Raw genomic sequence first — 21,953 nt, forward strand, 5'->3', positions numbered from 1 at the left:
CTTGTACGTTCGCGTTTTTCATATTTCATTCCTTTAATTAAACTACCATATGATTCTTCTTTATGCTTGAAATTAGGGAACGTACTCATCAAACTTAATTGATCAATATCTGTTCCATAAATCCCTCCCATAAGAGGCTCAATCAAATTTTCCAGCATTTCGTTTCCTAAACGTTTTCTGAAGAATTCACCAACCGAAATATCATTTTCTATTTTAATAGGCGGAATAACTAAATCTAATCCTGCTCTTAATTTTCCTAAAGGAGAAATTAAACGTGTTTTTAAGAAAGGTTTAATATCTGTTGGAATTCCCATAATTGATCCGCCAGGAATAGGATACAATTGGTTCTTAGCAAAAATATAGGATTGTCCTGTTTGATTCGTAATTAAATCATCTTCAAGACCTATATCTTTTGCTAAATCTGTCATGATCGTTTTTCGACCTAAGTAAGATTCTGGACCAAGTTCAATAGTATAACCATCGCGGCGATAAGTTTGAATTTTACCTCCAGGTCTTGAAGTTGCTTCAAAAATAGTTACATCTATGTCTTCATTATAATGTTTAAAATAATATGCACTGGCTAGACCTGTAATGCCAGCGCCTATAATTGCAACTTTTTTACTCACAACATGTCCCTTCCTTTTTAAAAAACTGTTTTAATTTCGTCGACAATTGCACCTATAAATAACGGATTTGTATTAGGCATTTCTGGTCGATAGTAATTAGCACCAATGTCATCGCAAACAACTTTACACTCATAATCATTATCGTAAAGTACTTCAAGATGTTCACAAACAAATCCAACGGGTGTATAAATAAAGTTTTTATAGTGATGTTCTTTGTATAATTCTCTTGTTAAATCTTGTACATCAGGTCCTAGCCAAGGCGTACCTGTATTACCTTCTGACTGCCACCCTTGCGCTACATGTTTAATATTTGTAGAAGCTTCTAAACGATCCATTGTATCTTTAATTTCATTAGGATAAGGATCATTATTACGTTCTATTAATCCTTTAGGTAAACTGTGCGCAGACACGATTAAAATTGTTTCATCATGTTCTTCTTCCGGAATTTTAGCTAGTGTTTCATTTACTTTATTTGTCCAGTATTTAATAAATTTAGGTTGTTGATAATAACGTTCAACATGATGTAGTTGTATACCATATTTATCCGCTTCTTCTTTAGCCCGTTTATTATATGAACCTACTGAAAAACTTGAATAATGAGGCGCTAATACGACTGTAACTGCCTCTGTAATACCATCATTATGCATTTTTTCAACTGCTTCTTCAATATAAGGAGAAATATGTTTCAATCCTAAATATAATTTAAATTCTACATCATCATATGTTTTATTAAGTGCATCTGTAAGTGCTTCAGCTTGACGATTTGTGGTACCTGCAAGTGGAGAAAGTCCACCTATAAATTCATAACGATTTTTTAAATCTTGAAGCTCTTCTTCAGTTGGTCTTTTACCATGTCGTATATCTGTATAATATGGTTCAATATCACTTTCTTTATATGGCGTACCATATGCCATTACTAATAAACCTACTGTTTTAGTCATTCTTAAAACCTTCCCTTTTAAAAATAAATTTTTATGATTCTAATTTTATTTTTGCGTATAATCATGAACCAGTTGTGTTACTTTTTTAAGTGTATCTGGTTGAACTTCTGGGAAAACGCCATGACCTAAGTTAAATATATGTTTACCTCTTTGCATTCCTTCATCAAGTATTGCTTTAACTCTTTGTTCTAATACATCCCATGGCGCTAGTAATAATGAAGGATCTAAATTACCTTGTAATGTTTTATTTACACCTAATTGATCTGCTTGCAAAATAGATGTACGCCAGTCTAAACCTAGAACATCTATTGGTAAATCATTCCATTCATTAATAAGATGACTAGCCCCTACACCAAATAATATAACAGGAATATTATGTTGTTCTTTAATTCCACAGACCAACCGATCCATAAATGGTTTTATATAATATCGATAATCTTGTACATTAAGTGCGCCTACCCATGAATCAAAAATTTGAATCAATTCTGCACCTGCTTCAACTTGAGCAGTTACATATTTAATTGAAACGTCTACAAGATGATTCATTAAAGCAAACCAAGTCTCTTCATCGCCATACATCATTGCCTTAGTAAATGTGTAGTTTTTAGACGGCCCGCCTTCAATCATATAAGATGCTAATGTAAAGGGAGCACCCGTAAATCCAATTAAAGGTACATTTAATTTTTCTTCAGTTAGAATTTTAATTGTTTCTAGCACATAAGGCACGTCTCTTTTGGGGTCGATTTGAGTTAATTTTTCCACATCTTTCACAGATTTAATAGGATTGTGGATTACAGGTCCTATACCAGATTGAATTTCAACATCTACTCCGATAGGTTTAAGTGGTGTCATAATATCTTTATATAACACAGCTGCATCAGTATTGTAATTATCAACAGGTAGATGTGTTACATATGCACAAAGTTCTGGTTGATGTGTAATATCAAAAAGTGAATACTTTTCTTTTAATTTGCGATATTCTGGTTGCGATCTGCCAGCTTGGCGCATAAACCACACAGGTGTGTGTGAGGTTAACTCCCCTTTAATTGTTTGTAAAATTGTATTATTTTTTTTATGCACCATTTTGTCCTCCTAAATTAAAATCATTCTTATTCATAATATCACAACATAAAAGATTTCGCGTTTCTTAAATATTAAATGTCATAAAAATGACAAAGCACTTCTATCTATTCTTTAATTTTAAATTTGTAATTATAAGTGAATTGATTTAAATAAATTATTCACAATTTATTTTCTTATTTTAATTATTTATAATAGCTAGTCTTATCATTTAATCGTATAATATACATAAATAAAGGAGGTATGGCTTATGAAAATATATACAACTTATGGAACTTATGACTATTTAAATCAAATTCGTTTAAATCATTCTGAGAATCATCTGTTTATTTATTCAACTCATGATTCTTCAGTCATTATCGAAGAATCCGAAGATAAATCTATACTTAAACATCCTACTACTTATGAAGTTATTAATGAAATAAATGAACTTAATAATCAACATTTCTATTCAGCTATCTTCATTCCAAGTTCAGATGATCATGTCAATCAACTAGAAAAACGTCTTTCAAATTTGAATTTAGATTTTAGTCAATTTGCTGGTTTTAAAAGTTATCGTTTCTTAAGACCTGAAGAAGGTACTACTTATAAAATTTACTTTGGCTTCGCTAGTCGTCAAACATACGAAGATTTTAAATCATCTGATATGTTTAATGATTATTTTTCTAAAGAAGCATTAAGACATTATTTTGGCTCAAGCAGTCAACATTCAAGTTATTTTGAAAGATATTTATATCCTATTAACGATTAACATAAAAAGAGGACGCTTAAGTATGTGTTTAATACATCTTAAGTTCCCTCTTTTTTTAATCTCTTAATAAAGTTTCCTGATATTGCAATTTTTTAATCGTACTTCTAATCGTCAACCATCCTACAATAAAGAATACAATTGCAAAAAAGAAATATTTCATATAAAAAATGATAAAAATGATTGCGAAAATAATACCTATCATAATCATAAGGCGATATAAGAATTTTTCATATCCTTTGATTACTTCACTATCTGATACAGGCCAAACTTGAGGCCATAGTCCATACGCTTGCTGCGTATAAAACTGAGACATTTGCAATAAAATAATATACATAAATAAACTACCAATAATAATAGAAACAAGTGGATGAGACAGCCAAATCATAAGTACAAGTGCAATGATAACAAGTCGAAGAATAATACTTAATGCATCTTTCCCTCTTACAAAACTTCTCACAAATAAATAAAGATACATATTGTGCGAATTAAAACGGCGTCCTTTGGGTGTGGGTAAAAGAAAATCTAAATATTTGCGTCTTGCTGCATTTTCTTTTAAATGCTTAACATCAGTAAACATATTTACAAATTTATAATAATTTGTATGATGTCTTTCTTCTACTGAAATCAACTGTTCCCATGGAAATAATGTAAGACTCTTAAATTTAGGTATAAGATACACCATGCCAAAGAATATTATTGTTAATAAAATGGCAAAATATAATTGATTCCCTAAAACTAGATAATACGTTATAAAATTAAGTGAAAATATTAAGATATTTAATATCCATTGAGACAATCTCGCACGATACCATTGCCATTTTAAGCGTAATCCTAAAATAGGATGAATAAGCGCTAATACACTCATCACGATATAAGATACAACTAATTGTTGATTAAGCTTATAAAATAATGGAAACAATACAATTAATAACACTATTTGCAATATTATACGATTAAAATAACTATATCTTAGGCCTAATTTTATATAATCTTCCATATTCTTCTCAAAAGGAAGCAAAAATAACTTGTCAGCATCTTTTAAAAATGTTCGAAATGGAAAGATTGAAGTTAAAGCAATTACAATACTTGCTAAGAATGCATAATCTATATTTTTAGGAATATGTTGTAACCATTGACCATAACCTAATATAAAGGCTCCTAATAAAATAACTAAGAATACAGTAAAATGACCATTAAAAATAAATTTATTATAATAATGTTTTTCTTTCTTTATTGCATCATAACGTTGTTTAAATAATGCTATGGCTTCATTATTCATGTCGCTTGACCACCTTGCGTAACATGGATATAGATATCATCAAGAGTTTGATCTTTAAGACCCGTTTGTTCTCGTAGTTCCTCTAGATTTCCAAAAGCAACCACTTTTCCTCTATCTAAAATAATGAATCGATCACAATATCTTTCAGCAGTTGCAAGAATATGAGTACTCATTAGTACTGTACGCCCCTCATTTTTCTTTTCAACCATCAAATCAAGCATAGATTGTATACCTAATGGATCCAAACCAAGAAATGGTTCGTCAATAATATAAAGTTCAGGATTGACAATAAATGCGCATATAATCATTACTTTTTGTTTCATTCCTTTTGAAAAATGGCTAGGAAAAACATTAAGTTCATTTTCAAGTCTAAATGTTTTTAGTAGAGGACGCGCACGTTTCATTGCTTCTTCCTTACTTATTTGATAAGCCATAGCAGTCATGGCTATATGTTCTTCTAATGTTAATTCTTCATAAATGACTGGTGATTCAGGAATATAGGATAGTTTACGACGGTAGATTTCAATATCATCATTAATATTGGTATCTGAAATTGAAAGTGTTCCTTCCATTGGCGTTAATAATCCAAGCATGTGCTTAATGGTCGTACTTTTTCCAGCGCCATTGAGACCAATTAATCCTACTATTTCACCTTTTTTTAATTCAAAATTTATATTTTCAATAACAGGACGTTTACCATATCCTCCTGTTAAATGTTCAACTTTAACTGTCATAAGGCACCTCCATGAGTTATATTGTACCAAAATCATTATATAACTACTAAAGTTTGCTATAACTCATTAGCGAATTTTTAAAATAACAATGTTATAATAATGAGTAAAAATAGGTTAAAGGAGTGCATGTAATTATGTCAGAAACTGTTTTTGGTAAAATTCTTACTGGTGAAATTCCAAGCTATAAGGTTTATGAGAACGATTATGTTTATGCATTTTTAGATATTTCTCAAGTTACTAAAGGACACACACTTTTAATTCCGAAGAAAGCTTCTCCTAATATTTTTGAAACTGATGAAGAAACAATGAAACACATTGGAGTTGCTATTCCAAAAGTAGCAAATGCCATTAAAAAAGCATTTCAACCTGATGGATTAAATATTATTCAAAATAATGGTGAATATGCTGATCAGTCAGTATTTCATTTACATTTCCATTTCCTACCACGATATAAAGATGATATTGATGGTTTTGGTTATCAATGGGAAACTCATGAAAACGAAATTAGCGATGAACAGAAAAAAGATATTGCTGAACAAATTAAAGCTCAATTTGAATAATTCTGCATATTGAATATCATTTACGGGTAATATAAAATGAAATCAATATGTCGATGTAATAATTATAGTAAGTAACTTAAGTCAATCGTTACTTACTTCATAAAATGATATGATTTATTCTATAAACGACATAATAGTGAGGAGAATAAAAAATGAAGGTTACACGTGTATTATTTGGTATCGGTGTGGGACTTGCTTCTAGTATTGCCGTATCATGGATGAATCGTGATCAACAAAGATATAATGCTAATGCCTCTGGACAAAAAGTTCCTACTGGTGCTCGCTCAGAATTAGAACGAGAAATCGAAACAATTAAACGTAGTTTCTATAATATTATTGATTATAGTAAGCAAGTGAAAAATGACGGTGTACAACAAGGCAGCGACATTGCAAACGAATTTAAGACTTTAATCGGAGATTTTAAATCTGATATCAATCCTAATATTGAAAAATTAAAATCTCATATTGAAAATCTTCAAAATCGTGGCGAAGAAATTAGTAATACATTTTCAGAAGATAAGAATAATAACAAATAGAACTCTAACATTGAGCTCAATTTGGCTATAAAGAAATTTATATTAATAGATTTCTTTATGGCTTTTTTTATAAATATACAATCTAATATAAAAACATTGTTCTATATTACAATAGCTATTAAAAATTATCTTGACGATAACTCAACTTAGTTAGATAATACCTATCGTATATTAAACGACCTATTTTCGAGGTGTAGTCATGTTTTTATGTAAACGTCATATAGATATTCATGCGCGATTTGGTGTTCCAAGAATTGCTTTTTTGAGTATTGTAACAACTATTATTGCGTTTTTAGTTAGTTATGAGATTATGTATTATTTTGTAAAAACGCCTTTATCAGATAAATACTTTTTACTTCTAATATTATTTATTATTCTCATGTACCCTATTCACAAAACAATACATTTATTTTTCTTTTTACCTTATATTCATGCATTTAGATGGCACAAGTTGAATAAGAAAAAATGGCTTCCTTATTTTAATACGTATGTGAATACGCCTGTCCGCAAGTTTTATTTTTGCATTAATCTTATTTTGCCATTTTTAATAATTACAAGCATTTTAATTTTCCTAACTTATCATTTTCCAAGTTATGGACATTATTTTATGTTCTTACTTGCCTTAAATCTTGGTTTATCAGTTATGGATTTTTTATATTTAAAAATTATTCTTTTTTCAAAAGAAGGACAATTTGTTGAAGAACACCAAACAGGTATTAATTTACTGACAAAAGTGCCCTTCCATTCAAATATCTAAGATATAAAGATGGTAATTATAAACGTATTCAATCAAAATTAAAATAGAGGCTAGTGGTTATTTTGAATATATTAAAAAGTCTATGATATTGAATGATATTGTAGACTTTTTTTAAATTATTTTTCATCTAATACTTTAGTTGTAAAACATCTTTTATTAATTGGTGGAATAATTATATTATGTTATAGTAATTTTGTTAACATACACAAAGGAGCTATCAACTATGAAAATTATGAATAAACTCATTGTCCCTGTTACAGCAGGTGTTTTATTACTAGGAGGATGTAGTTCTGATTCTACAGATTCTAAAGATAATACATTAATTTCTTCAAAAGCTGGTAATGTAACCGTTAAAGATGTTATGGATAAAATTGGTAAAGATCAAATTGCCAGCACATCATTTAGTATTGAGTTAAATAAAATATTAGCTGATAAATATAAAGACAAAGTAGATACTAAGCGTATCGATGATGATATTAAAAAAGAAGAAAAACAATATGGTGGTAAAGATCAATTTGAAAGTATGCTAAAACAACAAGGTATGACACTTGATGATTACAAAGAACAGAAAAGACTATCTGCTTACCAAAAACAATTACTTAATGATAAAATCAAAGTTTCTGACAAAGAAATAAAAGATGACACTAAGAAAGCATCACACATTTTAATTAAAGTTAAATCTGATAGTGATAAAGAAGGTTTATCAGATAAAAAAGCAAAAGCAAAAGCTGAAAAAATTCAAAAGGAAGTTGAAAAAAATCCAAATAAATTTGATGAACTTGCCAAAAAAGAATCAATGGATTCTGCTTCAGCTAAAAAAGGCGGATCATTAGGTTATGTTATTAAAGGACAAATGGTCGATAAATTTGATAAAGCTTTATTTAAACTAAAAGAAGGTCAAATTTCTGACATTGTTAAAACAGAATACGGCTATCACATTATCAAAGCTAATAAAGAAGATGACTTTAACAAACAAAAATCTCAATTAAAAACAAAAATTATTGAACAAAAAGTTCAAAAAAACCCAAAACTATTGACTAATGCTTATAAAGACTTATTAAAAGAATACAACGTAGATTATAAAGATAGTGATATTAAAAAATCTGTAGAAGATACTATACTTAATCCAGAAAAATTAAAAGAACAACAAAGTAGTGGTGCTTCATCAGGATTATCTTCATAATTTTCATAAATCAAAAAGGTCGGAACAAATTGTTCCGACCTTTTTTCGTCTATTAATATTAATCTAACTTCTCTGGATTATAAAATTGACGGTTATCCATACCGAAGATTCTTTCAGTAAATTGTCCCTTTTCTGTTTTCTTAAATGCTTTATCAAACATATTCATTTTTGCATCAATATTGTCAATAAAGAATAAAATTTCTGCTTCTTTTAGATGTGGCAATTTAGGAGAACCAAACTCCATTTTTCCATGATGTGCTAAAATCATATGTCGCAATAACATGACTTCTTCACTATCAATGCCAAGTTCTTTTGCCGCCTCAGCAACTTCATCACTTGCTATTGAAATATGTCCAAGCAAATTACCTTCTACCGTATACGTTGTGGCAACTGGTCCACTTAATTCTTTTACTTTACCAATATCGTGTAAAATAATCGCGCTATATAACAAACTTCTATTTAATAATGGATAGATATCACACAATGATTTTGCAATTTTTAACATTGTTAATACATGATAACTTAATCCTCCTGCAAAGTTATGATGATGAGAACTTGCTGCAGGATAAGTAAAGAATTTATCTTGATATTTTTTTAATAAATGACGCGTAATACGTTGTAAATGTGCATTTTCAATTTCTAAGATAAAATGTGATAACTCATCTTGAATTTCGTTAGGTGAAAGTGGCGCACCATCTACAAAGTCTTGTGTTTTCACTCCATCTTCTGCTGTTGCTAATCGAAATTGGTTGACTTTCATTTGTTTACGGCCACGATAGTTAATAACATCCCCTTTTACCCATACAATTATTTCTGGTTTAAGGATTTTCATATCATCTTTTGTGACAGTCCATAGTTTAGCTTCAATATCTCCACTTTTATCTTGAAGATATAATGTCATATAGTCTTTACCTTGTGCTGTTACACCTTGTGTTGCTCTGTGGATTAAGAAAAAATTCTCAACCGAATCACCAGGATTTAATTTTTCTACGTTTCTCATCGTTTACCGCCTTCCTCTTTTTTATTTAATATCAGCATTTCTCGAGAAGGAATCGTAGTATCTTTTGTACAAGTAAAGTACAATACTTGATGTTCTTGAGATAATTCTCTTAAATAGTTTAACATCATTGATTTTCTTTGTTTATCAAAATGTACGAATGCATCATCAATGATAATTGGGAAAGGATAATATGGTTTCAACACCTTAATTAAACTAAGTCTTAATGAAATATATAGCAACTCTTTCGTTGATTGACTTAATTCAAGTGGATGATACATTTGTCCATTTCGATGTTTAACTTTAATTGAATCATTTTCATAAGTAATTAGATTATACTTACCATCAGTTAATGTTTTGAAAATATTAATGGCTTCATCTATCACATATGGTAGTCGTTTATCTTTAATTTGTTTAATGTGCTCATTAATTAGTGTCTCAAGATAACTTAAGCTTGCCCAATCTTTAGCAATATCATTCATTCTATTTTTTAAATTATAATATTGATGGCGCAATTGAGATAGTGTTTTATCTGTTTCCATTTGATGAATACGTGAAGAAAGTTCACTCACTTCAGTTTGTTTCTCCAAATATTTATCATTATAATCATCAACTTGTTGAGCTAACATTTGATCTTCTTCTTCTAATTGAGCAGTTGTTTTTTCACTTAAAACAGAACTATCTTCATAAGAGAATTCATGATTACTCAAATAGGTAGATAAATCATTGAATCGTGATAGTTTTTGTTGATAACGTTGATAAGCTTCGTAATGTTGATAATATTGTTCTTCATTTTGCACTTCGATATATTTAAACAACTCGTTTATAGTTGTTTTATTTTCATCCAAACGACTTTCTAACTGTTTTAATTCTTTACTTAATAAGGTTAATTGATTTCGTAATTGCGTTTTCTTTTCTTTTTTACTTTCATACTGAGAAATCCAACGTTTCAAATCATTAAATAATGAAATTTTATTAAACTCATCGAAACTATCTTTAGTAACATCCTGGGCATAATCATAGAAGTTAATTAAATTTTGGTTTAACTCTATGTTCTCTAATAATAATTTATTAAGTTGTTTATCATTAGCTTTAAGTTGATTCATTGTTTTCAAACTATCTACTAAACGTTCATCTGACATTTTATCTGATACTTTAATGTCTTGTTTGACTTCGGAAATATCCTGTGCTAATGCATCAATTGAAGACTGAATATCTGATAAAATTGAATGTTGATGGTTAAGTTTATTAGAAAGTACTGTTTTAGTATTATTAGCATTATTCCAACGTTCACGCAATTGGTACTGATCATCTAGATTGAAATCTAAATCGTATTTATCTTCGAGTGCTTTAAGTTGTTGTTCTAAATCACTAATTTCCTCACTAATTGTTTCACTATAATCAATATCTTTATTTTTACTAAAGAATAAACCTACTAAAAATATCACAGTAAGAATTGCAAAAATAATACTAAAAGTGATACTAGTTGTAATAAATGCAAAAATAGTCAAACCAACACTTATCAAAGCCAAAATGATAAAGCTGATTTTCAACCATCGATATTGTTTTTGTTTTCTTTCTTTTTCTGATTCAAAGGAGGCTTTTAATTTTGAGTATAAACTTTCTTTTTCATGTAATTCTATTTTTTGCTGATTATATTCTTTTTTCTTTTCAAGTGCTGTTTCAGAAACGAGTTCACTTTCCAATGACTTAATTTCCTTTTCAATTTCCTTTTTTTCAATATTATGCTCACCAATCATACGTTCAACTTGTTGCTTTTGATTTAATTGATGATTATAATTTTTAATTTTTTCACTTATATAATCCTTCATCGTTTCAGAAGTATCCGCTTCATGATAAACTTCATTCCAACCGATATCATCTTTTAATGTTTGCTGAGAACGTTCAAAAGTTTCTATTTCCTTTTTTAAAGCCTTAGCTTTTAATTCAGATTGTTTGATATCACTCTCTTGTTGATAAAGATGATACATATCACTTACGGTTCTATCCTCAGGCATCTGAATTAAATTAAATTCATTTTCTAGTTGTCTTATCTTCTCATCCCTTAATCCTATATCTCGATCAAGTGATTGTTTATATTTTAATGCAGTTTCATATCGTTCAATACCTTGTTCTGGGAACTTCAACGGTTCGATATTTAAATGATGCTCAAGTGATTTCCATTCTTGCGCATGAGCATGAAGTCCTAACTGCTTTTGCTTATTTTCATGCATTTTTGATAATTGCTTAAGATTTTCTTTTAAATGAGAAAGATGGCGTTCTGATTTATCTTTTTCATCTATAAGACATTGATATTCGTCTAATTTGGTTTCTTCATCTCTTATTTGTGCTTCTAATTGTTTTAGTTCTTCAATTTGTTGGTTTAGAATTGGGTTCTTTCCAGCTTTTTTATAAAGCGTAGTCTTTTTCTGATTAACAATTTGCCCCATAGATGTAAATTCGGAAGATCCTAAAGCACCAGCTTCTAATAAATAGCTTTGTAATTGTTGTTCATCTAAATTTCGATGAATATCTTGTAAACCAAGTACATTAAATGAAAATATTCCTTGATATGTCTTTTTTGAAATATAGTTTAATTTCTTCTTAAGCCATGCTTCATCTCTTATCAATCCATTTTCTAAATAAACTTTTACATCACCTTGAGCACTACCTTTTACACGCTCAACTTTAATTTCAGATTTGTCGTCTAAAATAAGCGTTAGCTTGCCCCCATACTGATTTCCCAATCTAGGTTCTAAACGCGGTTCTTTTTCTTTCTTTGTGGGAAAACCAAATAAAATTGAATGAATAAATGATTGTATGGTTGATTTACCTGCTTCGTTTTCCCCATAAATTTCAGTAAAAGTCTGATTTAATTCAATCTTACGTTGTACGAATTGACCATAACCGTATATTTCAAGTGATTTAATAATCAATTTCTTCACCTCTCATATCTGCTTTTAATATTTTCTCAGCTCGATGAATGAGTTTTGCCTTATTGAAAGTGGTGTAGTCTTCTAAATATTTTGAAGCTCTTGGATTTAAATATAAATCTGTCATTGCCTCTTCAAACACTTTGTCATCGTTTATGAGTTCTTTAGAAAATTCATTTATAAGAGGTGTTTCTTCATTCTGTATATAATTAAGAATAATATCTTCAATGACAATAAAATCATGTTCATTTTCTTCATATTCACTAATCATTTCTCTTATTTGAAGAATATCTTGTGTTGATAAAATTTTGTCATTATCTATATTAATCGTCAATCTATAAAATGCTTTACCTTGTTCACGAACTTGTTTCTTAAACTTTTGAATTTCCTCATAGATACCTTGTTTTGAAATTTTATCAGTCTTAATTGTAGCTTCTTCAAAACGTATAAACTGAGTTGGTATAAAAGTTGTTTCAAGATGTAGATGATCCCCTTCTACAAGCAAACAACCTTTAGTTCCTATTTCACCAAAGTGGCGACCTTGAATATTACCTGAATAATGAATAGGCGGCATATCACTTAGTTCTTGACGTTGATGAATATGACCGAGTGCCCAATAATGATACAGTTTATGATTAAGATCTTCTAACATAAATTCAGTATAACGCTGTTTTATTTTAGATTTACTATAAGTCCCATGAAGCATTCCTATATGTATACCATTACTTCCTTGACTAGATGGATATTCATCAATTTTATTTTCATAACTTGTATTGTTTTGATAACTAAAACCATGAATATAAATTTGTTCTCCAGCTTTAGTAATCGCTTGATAGGTTTCAACACGGTTTGAAAATACTGATACATTATTAGGCCAATTATCTGTAATTCTAGTTGTTAAAGGATCATGATTACCATGACATATGTATACAAATATTTGTTCTTTTTCCAGACGTTTAAATTGCTCTTTTAAAAAAATTTCAGCACGTAATGTGCGATTTTCACTATCAAATAAATCTCCTACAATTAACATAAAATCAACATCTTCTTTTAATGCTACATCTACAATTTTTTTAAAGCTCTCATAGGCACTTTTTTGTACATCTTCGAAAATACTTGTCGATAATTGTTGTTTAGATTTAAAAGGGCTATCAAGATGCAAATCTGCACAGTGAATAAATTTAACCATTAATTTAAGCTCCTTAAATGTTTGATAAGGTATCTTTATGTATTACTATATTTTACCATATCTTATGAATATGGGTCGATGAACTTTGACATAAAAAAACTACGCAATTTTATGAAAAAATCGCGTAGTATCCATTACTTAAATTATTAATTAGTCAACGTAAATTTCGTCTAAAGGTTTTACAATAATTTGATTAATTTCTTGGAAAACTTGACTCATTTTTTGTTCTGCTTGCATTAATTGTGAAATATTTTCATCTTTTTCAATAGCTTGAGCTTGTTCTTGAGCTTTAGCTAATTCTTCTTCAGGAATTTCTTGACCTTGCATTTGTTTTTGTTGGAAATTCATTTGAGTTTCACGGAACTCATCGAATAATTTTTTAGATTCTTCATTTTCTTTAACTTTAGCAAAAGCATCTTTAATAGCTTTGTATTCATCACTATCTCTTAATGCTTGTTCTAGTTGATTTGCATGATCATATAAATTTACTGCCATTTTAAATTGCACTCCTTCGTGTAATAATGATGTTTTGACAACTCTTTAATACCATAACATATTATGATTAGTTATACAAAAATTGCGATTAAACCTTGGAAAAGGCCAATAATACCACCTAATATAAATCCTAATAAGGTAATTAATTTTAATTCTTTATTAGCAATTTCAATAATCAACTTTTCAATGTAATCTAAATCAAATGTATTGATTTGATCTTCTACTAATTTACGTAGATTAATTTTTTGCATTATAGTTGAGAGATGTTTGGATGCTTGACTAATAATAAGTTGTGTAACTTTATCTGATAACGTTGTCTCTAAATATTGCATTAATCTTGGTGATAGTTGATTAAGTGGTTTATCTATTTTTTCATTTAAATTTAAATATGAAGTAATAAGTAATGTAACTGAGTCTGATAGTTTTGAAAATTGAGCCTCATCAATGATTTTCTTAAGTGGTTGTCGTTTCAGCGTCTCATATTCATTATCAATCACTTGGTTTACAATACGTTTTGCTTTAGGATGATTGGTTAAACGAATCAATTCATGTTGGATTCTATCTGCAATACTTTCTTTTGTCATAAACATTTGTAGTAATCCAACGATTTTACCTTTTTCATTAAAAAATGTATCAAGCATGTCATAAATATCACGAGCGCCTTTATCAGAGGACAAATAAACACGTGCTCTTTCGCATAATAAATCTCCTAATGGCTCGACTTTCTTATCAATCATTCGCTTAGTTTCCTTTGGTAGTAACTTAATCACTTCTTCATTTCGATGATCATTATAAAAAGCTAATAGCTTGTGTGAAATTGTATCTTCTAATTTCTCATTGACTAAGTAATCAATTTTAATATCAAATTTCTCAGCAAAGTAACGAATTGTAGCTTGATCACTTTTTAATTTCGTTATTTGCTCCTTAACTAATTTATTAATCGTTTCTTTAGTTTTTGTTTCATTTAGTTTGTTGTGAATCAATGTTTCTGTAATGAGATGTTCTTCAATCACTTGTCCTATCTTTGTTGCAATTTCATCTCTTCTTTTAGGTATTAAACCAGGTGTAAATGGAATTCGCATATTAAATATATAATGCGCTTTATAGGGGTGAAACAACATTCTAATAGCTATAACATTCGTGACACCGCCAATGATTGCTCCTATTACTATCATAAAGATGACTACTAATACTGCTTGCATTTAAATAACTCCTTAATTTTTATATAAGCAATAGCAAAATTATACCATGACAAATGTAAACTTCATAACTTAATTGTTCAACGTACATTTATATTTACAAATTTTTGAAATAAAAAAATAATGAATTCATCGCAAAATTACAGTGAATTCATTATTAATTGAAAATAGTGATTCAGTTGAAAGTCAACTCTTCTATCACTATATCTTATTTATATTAAAATTAAACGTGCATTAATTCTTCTTTAGCATTTCTATTAAAGTAAGTTTCTGCTTCTCTTAATTTAGATGTTCCAAAAATAGGTTGTTTTTCAGGATTAAGCACTCTGTAGATATTACTTACTTTATTACTTTGTAAAATAAATCCATTACGAGTTTCCATTGTATTCCAATAAATATCACTTGTTGTAGAATGATTAGGATATGCACAATGGTTTCTTGAAATTGTTTGTACAATTTCTAATGGATCACAACCAAATGTGTTATTTAAAACATCTGAATCTCTAAATAAAGCACAAATTGATACACAAGTTGTCCAGTTTGGTAATACCCGTTCTTTTTCGATTTGAACAAGTGTTTTTTTAGAAAGACCTATTGTTTGTGCCATAGTATCTTGTGTGTATCCTGCTTCAATACGCACCATTTTAAATTTTGTTTGAATTAAATCTGTAAAACTCTGTCTATCCATTACTCTTCTCTACCTTTCTAATAGGAGTTATTTTATCCGGACGCAAGAAATTGCAATAATACACATTTCTTGAAACACAAATTACATCTTAATATATTTTCAATAAAATGAAAAGAGAAATTTTTGTTTTTACGTATAATTTTATAAATGGCAAAATTATCAAAATAATTAAAATAATAATATAAGTCATTTATTTATTATTATCCTATTTTAAAAATACCGTTTTTATTTCTAATAGACCTATTCAATTTATATTAATTTATTTTCAATAGCATATATAGCAGCTTGTGTCCGATCTGAAACTTGCAATTTATTAAATATATGACTGACATGTGTCTTAACTGTTTTCTCAGATACAAATAAACTTTTTGCAATGTCTTTATTTGTCTTACCTTTCACCATTTCTTTTAATACTTCCATCTCTCTTTTAGATAATTTATTATTAAAGTGTGGTTTTTCATGCATTGCATCAATTACATTTTTAGCTTTTGGATGTATTATTTTCTCATTATTTAATACTTTAGTAATAGTAGCAATCAGCTTTTGTGGTTCAACATCTTTAATTTCATAACCATCAGCACCTTCATTAATGGCAGACATAACATATTCATCATCCACATAACTTGTAAGCACTAACACTTTTATGTAAGGGTAATATGTTTTTATATAATGCGTCACTTCGATACCATTCATATTAGGCATAACTAAATCTAATAATACTAAATCAGGAATATTATTCTCATTTAAATATTTAATAAATGCTTCACCATCTGAAAAACTTGCTTGTATATCTAAACCCTCAACTGTTGAAATTAGAAATTCTAGTCCTTGTCTAACAATGTGATGATCATCGATTAAAACGATACTTGCCAAATTTATCACCTACTTTAAATTGGAATATTAAGATAAATAGTTGTCCCCATTAGTTTATCTGATTGTATGTTAAATTCTCCATCTAAACTATGAATACGTTGTTTTATATTTTTTAGACCATGCGTCGTTTGATTTAAGTCATCACGCACATTAAATCCTTTTCCATCATCATAAATTTTAATATATAATTGATGTTCATTTTGTTGAATGTTAATAGATACATGATTCGTTTGTGCATGTTTCTTCGTATTATTTAGAGCTTCTTGAATCATTCGATACACATTTTCTTCAACTAAATTGGATAATTTAATCAATCCTCTTACTTCGATGTTTAATTTTAAATCTAACATATTCGCATAATGTTCAATCGCATTCACTAATCCATGTTCTAAACCAATTGGCTTAAGTTGCCAAATTAACGCACGCATTTCATTTACTGCGTTTTGACTTGTATCTTCAATCAACTTAAATGCTTTTTTAGCTGTTCTATCCTCTGTGATATCATGTGCAGCATGAGCTGTTAGTTTTAATGAAAAAAGCATTTGGTTAACTGAATCATGTAAATCACGTGCTAGTCGATTTCGTTCACTTGTGCGTGCTGCTTCTTTTTCTTGGTCTGTTAAGTATATACGTTTAATTGCAGAACCAATTTGTAAAGCTACTGATTCTAATAACTCTAAATCATCTTGACTATATACTACAGTATGAGGTGTCGCGACATTTAATAATCCATACTGTTCATCTCCTGATCTAAGTGGTACTGTCGCATGATGCGTAATAAGATAATCATCTTTTTGACTTTCTTGGTTAGCTAAATTGATTCTTGAACAATTTATAATATTAGATGCTTTTGTTAAATTTTTATGATGATAAGCATTGACACACCAACACGTACCATTGTTTAAATACTTACAATTATTATTTTTTAATGAATGAGGTAAGTCAGTGCTAGCTACAAGTTCTTGTTCACCTTTTTTATTGATAAAAAAAATCCAACCTGTTGTAAAATTGCTGCCATTGATTAAATAATCCAATGCTTTATTCATCATATTATATAATTCAGTTTCTTCATTTAGATATTCAGCAATTTCTTTTAATAATGCTAAACGTGTCGGTTTCTCCATATTTTCGCCCCATTTTGTTATTTTGCATTTATTATTATATCGTTCATTTTTTAAATTTAAAAATAGACTAATGAAAACATTTATAATTATCATTGTAAATTATGATATGATTAAACAGAATATAATAGGAGGATATTATGAAATTCAATGTACCTGAAACTTTCAATAATTATACGTTACGTGAAATTTTTCAAAAGTTAAAACTACCAAAAAAAGATTTACACCAATTAAATATGTCTAAAGATATCACGATTAATCAACAATCTAGTAAATTGACAGATAAAGTTGTCACAAATGATGTTGTTTATATTCCTACCCCTAAAGAAAAAAGTAATTATTTACCAAGTTATCGTTACGCACAGATTGCATATGAAGATAACGATTTAGCGATCGTGGTAAAACCTAAAGGAGTTAAAACTCATCCAAATGATTTAAAAGAAAGCAATACACTAATGAACCATGTTATCTATACCATGGATAGCGACTACGTTGAACCGATTCATCGTCTAGACCAAGAAACTGTGGGATTATTAATTGTTGCTAAAAATCCTTTAATGAAAAAAATACTAGATAGAATGCTTGAAGAGAATCAAATTACACGTATTTATCGTGCAAATGTAAAAGCATTACTACCTCTAAAACCACAAACAATTGATATGCCAATCGGTAAAGATAAATTTCATCCCAATAAGCGTCGTATTTCTAATACCGGGCAACGAGCTATCACTCATATCTTAACATCAAAAATGATTAAAGAAGGCATTTGTCAATTGGAAATAAAATTAGATACAGGACGTACTCATCAAATACGTGTACATTTAGCAGAAATTGGTCATCCTGTCATAGGTGATCCATTATATGGAGATGCTACCTTACGTCAATTAGAATTGAATAGTTATAAGATAGAATTCACTCATCCACTTACTCAAGAATTGATTTCTGTAAGTTTAGATGATGAATAAATTTTAAAAATGCTCCTTTTAGATAACGCAGATCAAAGCATTATCTTTAAAAGGAGCATTTCAATTGGTAATGTTATTTTAATGAGGATCGACCATATCTTCTGGTTTAATCCATTTCTCGAATTGTTCTTCTGTAACATAGCCAGAATTAATTGCTGATTCTTTAAGTGTTAAACCTTCCTTATGAGCTTTTTTAGCTATTTGAGCCGCTTTTTCATATCCAATATGAGGATTTAGTGCAGTTACAAGCATTAATGATTGATTTAAATAATGATTGATATTTTCTTCAATTGGTTCAATACCTATAGCACAATTTTCATTAAATGTTTCCATTCCATCAGCTAATAAGTAAATAGATTGCAATGTATTATGAAGAATCACAGGTTTAAATACATTAAGTTCAAAATTACCTTGAGAACTCGCTATACCTACTGTCGTATCATTTCCTATCACTTGTACTGCAACCATTGTTAGCATTTCACATTGTGTTGGATTAACTTTGCCTGGCATAATTGATGAACCTGGTTCATTTTCTGGAATCGAAATTTCTGCAAGTCCGGCTCTAGGTCCTGAAGCAAGCCATCTTATATCATTTGCTATTTTCATTAAGTCTGCTGCCAATGCTTTTAGTGTTCCATGAAGTTGCACCACTTCATCATGTGAAGTTAAAGCATGAAATTTATTTTCAGATGAAACAAATGCATAACCAGTATGTTCTGAGATATATTTAGCTACTTTATCTCCAAATTCTGGATGTGCATTAATTCCTGTTCCAACTGCTGTTCCACCAATAGCTAAATTTAAAATATGTTGTTTAGATTCAGCCAATAATTGTTCACATTTATCTAGCATATAACGCCATCCACTAATTTCTTGTCCTAATCGAATTGGAGTAGCATCTTGTAAGTGAGTTCTACCAATTTTAATAATTGATTGATATTGGTTTTCTTTTTCTTTAAACGTGTCTCGTAAATTTTTTAAAGCAGGTTCTAATTTCGTTTCAATTTCATGGTATAAAGCAACATGCATCGCTGTTGGGAAAGTATCATTCGAACTTTGAGATTTATTAACATCATCATTGGGATGAATTGATTCCTCGCTATTATGTTCTTTTAAGTACTCATTAGCCACATAACTTACGACTTCGTTTACATTCATATTACTTTGAGTACCGCTTCCAGTTTGCCATACAACTAAAGGAAAATGACCATCAAGTTCTCCTTTTAAAATTAAGTCACAAGCATAAATGATAGCATCTTTCTTAGTATCACTTAATTTTCCTAATTCATGATTAGCAAGCGCAGCACCTCTTTTTAACTGAGCAAAACCATAAATCACTTCAATAGGCATATGTTCTTTACCTACTGGAAAGTTACGCTTACTTCTTTCAGTTTGTGCGCCCCAATATTTATCAGATGGTACTTCAATTTCACCAAACGTATCATGTTCAATTCTTACAGACATTCAATAATCCCCCTTATTTATGATTTAGTAATAGTATATCATTAATAAAATTAATGTAGCAATTCGAATATAAAGCGGTTTCATTTATAAAATAAAACACATGAAGTTGTATTACTTCACGTGTTTAAGAATTAAATCTTATTCATATTTATATTTTACTGCTTTTACAACTGAAATAGCACTTATTATATACAAAATAGCGCTTATGACCAGCGTAACAGGACTTATCTTTACTAATATACCTAAACCCCCACCTAAACTTCGATAAAAATCATTAAGTGTATATGCCAAGATTCCGGTTACAATTAATATACATATCACACTAATCATAATTCCTTTTTGATTACTCTTAATGAATGGATGAGCAGTTGCATTATCGATTAAATCTTTTGATAAATTCAATTGTAATTGAATCACTTTAAATAACACTGGTAGATAGAGTGCTCCTAGAGCAATGGGAAAACCTTTAATAGAAATTAAGCTAACAATGATTGTAATAATTGTTAAAGGTAGCCAATACTTATGTAACATATTTTTATCTCCTTCATTTTCATTAAAATATATTGTATCATAAGTTGTATTACATAAAAAAAGCATTTTAATTAATCTACCGAAGCAATTAATTAAAATGCTAAAATATATTAATTTAAATCTGAACGCGCTTCTGAATCATGTGTTTGATTATATTTATCTTCATCATTTTCTTCAGAAATCTGTTCCATTTCTTTTCCTAATGCTTCTAAATCATTCATATTTTGAACCATTGCATTTTCGTCTTCATGATAATTACGTTTACTATCTTTACTCATAAAAATAACCTCACAATAAAATTAAATATTATGCAAATCTCGCTGTGAAGTATTCTTTAACATCTTCTGGTAATCCATCAGCAGCAGCTCTGTCTAAAACAACTGTTACCATACGATGTACTTTTAAATCAGCTGGTAAAAAGTTTGATTTACCATTTTCTTCATATAATCGTTTGATAACTTCACTTTTTTTAGCACCAGTTACAACTAAGATAATTTCACGTGCTTTCATCAAACCTTGACGAATATTAACATCTAAATGTCCAGTGTTATCGATTGAAACAACTTGTAAAGTCAGTTTCCCTTTATTTTCCTTTGTTTTAATTCTATCATTGATTAATGATTCGGCATCATCATCAAGACTAATAGAATATACTTGCTCAGAAGGTACACCTAAAGCTTCATAGAACGAATGATTATCATCATAATCAAGAATATTAATTTGACTAAAATCTACAGCGTTACGATCAACTGATTTTTTTAGTTCATCTAATACAGGTGCAGAATCCTTGTTTAAATGAAATCCAGCAATGGTAGTTGGGTTATTGTTAAATTGTTTTCTAATAATATCTCCAGCGTAATCTGCTGCATGTTGTTTATCTTCAAATACTTTAAAATTCATTGCCATAATAATTACACTCCTCTAAATGTAAAGTTCAACTAAAATAATTCATTTATTTACTAAATTACCCTATTTAAGGGGATATCAAACTATTTTAAAATTTTTATAATAATTCATTAATAAATATAACATTTTTTATTCTATTATAGTA

At 29.1% G+C, this 21,953-nt stretch carries 22 protein-coding genes and 1 pseudogene; 6 read left to right on the forward strand and 17 right to left on the reverse strand.

Annotated features, from left to right (window positions below; all coding sequences use genetic code 11):
- The 3 genes and pseudogenes from hemG to hemE all read right to left on the reverse strand — a co-directional run.
- Positions 1-626: pseudogene (hemG, locus tag CD034_RS11415) on the reverse strand (protoporphyrinogen oxidase); the annotation flags it as partial.
- A gap of 17 nt (positions 627-643) precedes the next feature.
- A complete protein-coding gene (hemH, locus tag CD034_RS06790; protein WP_002449636.1) occupies positions 644-1,567 on the reverse strand; it encodes a ferrochelatase in 924 nt (307 codons plus the stop codon).
- A 45-nt stretch (positions 1,568-1,612) separates the two neighbouring features.
- Positions 1,613-2,650, reverse strand: coding sequence for a uroporphyrinogen decarboxylase (gene hemE, locus CD034_RS06795; RefSeq protein WP_002449650.1), 1,038 nt, complete (start codon positions 2,648-2,650; stop codon positions 1,613-1,615).
- Between the two features lie 247 nt (positions 2,651-2,897).
- Between hemE and CD034_RS06800 the strand changes: the two genes are divergently transcribed.
- Positions 2,898-3,398 carry a signal transduction protein TRAP gene (locus CD034_RS06800; RefSeq protein WP_071560702.1) on the forward strand — a complete coding sequence of 167 codons (501 nt, stop codon included), beginning with the start codon at positions 2,898-2,900 and terminating at the stop codon, positions 3,396-3,398.
- Between the two features lie 55 nt (positions 3,399-3,453).
- Here CD034_RS06800 and ecsB read toward each other — a convergent pair whose 3' ends face one another.
- Together ecsB and ecsA are read right to left on the reverse strand one after the other, a co-directional pair.
- Positions 3,454-4,677 (reverse strand): ABC transporter permease EcsB, encoded by a 1,224-nt coding sequence (gene ecsB, locus CD034_RS06805; protein WP_049437167.1) that lies wholly within the window; start codon positions 4,675-4,677, stop codon positions 3,454-3,456.
- The gene (gene ecsA / locus CD034_RS06810) at positions 4,674-5,411 is read right to left on the reverse strand and encodes an ABC transporter ATP-binding protein EcsA (protein WP_002455156.1); all 738 of its coding nucleotides are present in this window, start codon (positions 5,409-5,411) and stop codon (positions 4,674-4,676) included. The genes ecsB and ecsA overlap by 4 nt, the downstream gene beginning before the upstream one ends.
- A 134-nt stretch (positions 5,412-5,545) precedes the next feature.
- On the opposite strand from ecsA, the gene CD034_RS06815 reads away from it, so the two are divergent.
- From CD034_RS06815 to prsA, 4 genes are all read left to right on the forward strand, one after another.
- Positions 5,546-5,971, forward strand: coding sequence for an HIT family protein (locus tag CD034_RS06815; protein WP_002449628.1), 426 nt, complete (start codon positions 5,546-5,548; stop codon positions 5,969-5,971).
- A 152-nt stretch (positions 5,972-6,123) separates the two neighbouring features.
- The gene (locus CD034_RS06820) at positions 6,124-6,507 is read left to right on the forward strand and encodes a YtxH domain-containing protein (RefSeq protein WP_103288227.1); all 384 of its coding nucleotides are present in this window, start codon (positions 6,124-6,126) and stop codon (positions 6,505-6,507) included.
- Positions 6,508-6,706: 199 nt separating this feature from the next.
- Complete coding sequence (locus tag CD034_RS06825) at positions 6,707-7,264, forward strand: DUF3267 domain-containing protein (protein ID WP_002449649.1); 558 nt, start codon at positions 6,707-6,709, stop codon at positions 7,262-7,264.
- 223 nt (positions 7,265-7,487) lie between these two features.
- Positions 7,488-8,447 (forward strand): peptidylprolyl isomerase PrsA, encoded by a 960-nt coding sequence (gene prsA / locus CD034_RS06830; protein ID WP_002449639.1) that lies wholly within the window; start codon positions 7,488-7,490, stop codon positions 8,445-8,447.
- Between the two features lie 58 nt (positions 8,448-8,505).
- Here prsA and yhaM read toward each other — a convergent pair whose 3' ends face one another.
- From yhaM to CD034_RS06870, 8 genes are all read right to left on the reverse strand, one after another.
- Entirely contained in the window at positions 8,506-9,447 is a 942-nt protein-coding gene (gene yhaM, locus CD034_RS06835) for a 3'-5' exoribonuclease YhaM (protein WP_002455153.1), read from the reverse strand.
- Positions 9,444-12,380, reverse strand: a complete 2,937-nt coding sequence (locus CD034_RS06840; protein ID WP_002455152.1) for an AAA family ATPase — start codon at positions 12,378-12,380, stop codon at positions 9,444-9,446. The genes yhaM and CD034_RS06840 overlap by 4 nt, the downstream gene beginning before the upstream one ends.
- Complete coding sequence (locus CD034_RS06845) at positions 12,370-13,566, reverse strand: metallophosphoesterase family protein (protein ID WP_002455151.1); 1,197 nt, start codon at positions 13,564-13,566, stop codon at positions 12,370-12,372. The genes CD034_RS06840 and CD034_RS06845 overlap by 11 nt, the downstream gene beginning before the upstream one ends.
- 150 nt (positions 13,567-13,716) lie before the next feature.
- On the reverse strand, positions 13,717-14,061 hold the full coding sequence (locus tag CD034_RS06850) for a YlbF/YmcA family competence regulator (protein ID WP_002449654.1): 345 nt from the start codon (positions 14,059-14,061) through the stop codon (positions 13,717-13,719).
- A 71-nt stretch (positions 14,062-14,132) separates the two neighbouring features.
- On the reverse strand, positions 14,133-15,263 hold the full coding sequence (locus tag CD034_RS06855) for a DUF445 domain-containing protein (protein ID WP_002455150.1): 1,131 nt from the start codon (positions 15,261-15,263) through the stop codon (positions 14,133-14,135).
- A 220-nt stretch (positions 15,264-15,483) separates the two neighbouring features.
- Positions 15,484-15,948 carry an XRE family transcriptional regulator XdrA gene (gene xdrA / locus CD034_RS06860; protein WP_002449642.1) on the reverse strand — a complete coding sequence of 155 codons (465 nt, stop codon included), beginning with the start codon at positions 15,946-15,948 and terminating at the stop codon, positions 15,484-15,486.
- A gap of 249 nt (positions 15,949-16,197) precedes the next feature.
- On the reverse strand, positions 16,198-16,821 hold the full coding sequence (locus CD034_RS06865) for a response regulator (protein ID WP_002449659.1): 624 nt from the start codon (positions 16,819-16,821) through the stop codon (positions 16,198-16,200).
- Between the two features lie 14 nt (positions 16,822-16,835).
- Positions 16,836-17,945 (reverse strand): GAF domain-containing sensor histidine kinase, encoded by a 1,110-nt coding sequence (locus CD034_RS06870; protein WP_002455149.1) that lies wholly within the window; start codon positions 17,943-17,945, stop codon positions 16,836-16,838.
- Between the two features lie 137 nt (positions 17,946-18,082).
- Here CD034_RS06870 and CD034_RS06875 point away from each other — a divergent pair, with 137 nt between their 5' ends.
- A complete protein-coding gene (locus CD034_RS06875) occupies positions 18,083-18,907 on the forward strand; it encodes an RluA family pseudouridine synthase (RefSeq protein WP_002449623.1) in 825 nt (274 codons plus the stop codon).
- A 78-nt stretch (positions 18,908-18,985) separates the two neighbouring features.
- Here CD034_RS06875 and fumC read toward each other — a convergent pair whose 3' ends face one another.
- From fumC to CD034_RS06895, 4 genes are all read right to left on the reverse strand, one after another.
- Complete coding sequence (gene fumC, locus CD034_RS06880) at positions 18,986-20,371, reverse strand: class II fumarate hydratase (protein ID WP_002455148.1); 1,386 nt, start codon at positions 20,369-20,371, stop codon at positions 18,986-18,988.
- Between the two features lie 138 nt (positions 20,372-20,509).
- Positions 20,510-20,902 (reverse strand): hypothetical protein, encoded by a 393-nt coding sequence (locus tag CD034_RS06885; RefSeq protein WP_002449658.1) that lies wholly within the window; start codon positions 20,900-20,902, stop codon positions 20,510-20,512.
- Between the two features lie 110 nt (positions 20,903-21,012).
- Positions 21,013-21,186 carry an SAS053 family DNA gyrase inhibitor gene (locus CD034_RS06890; protein ID WP_254388735.1) on the reverse strand — a complete coding sequence of 58 codons (174 nt, stop codon included), beginning with the start codon at positions 21,184-21,186 and terminating at the stop codon, positions 21,013-21,015.
- 22 nt (positions 21,187-21,208) lie between these two features.
- Positions 21,209-21,808, reverse strand: a complete 600-nt coding sequence (locus tag CD034_RS06895) for a 6-phosphogluconolactonase (RefSeq protein ID WP_002455147.1) — start codon at positions 21,806-21,808, stop codon at positions 21,209-21,211.
- Between the last annotated feature and the right edge of the window lie 145 nt (positions 21,809-21,953).

The sequence above is a fragment of the Staphylococcus hominis subsp. hominis genome (assembly GCF_002901845.1).
GTDB classification, from domain to species: domain Bacteria; phylum Bacillota; class Bacilli; order Staphylococcales; family Staphylococcaceae; genus Staphylococcus; species Staphylococcus hominis.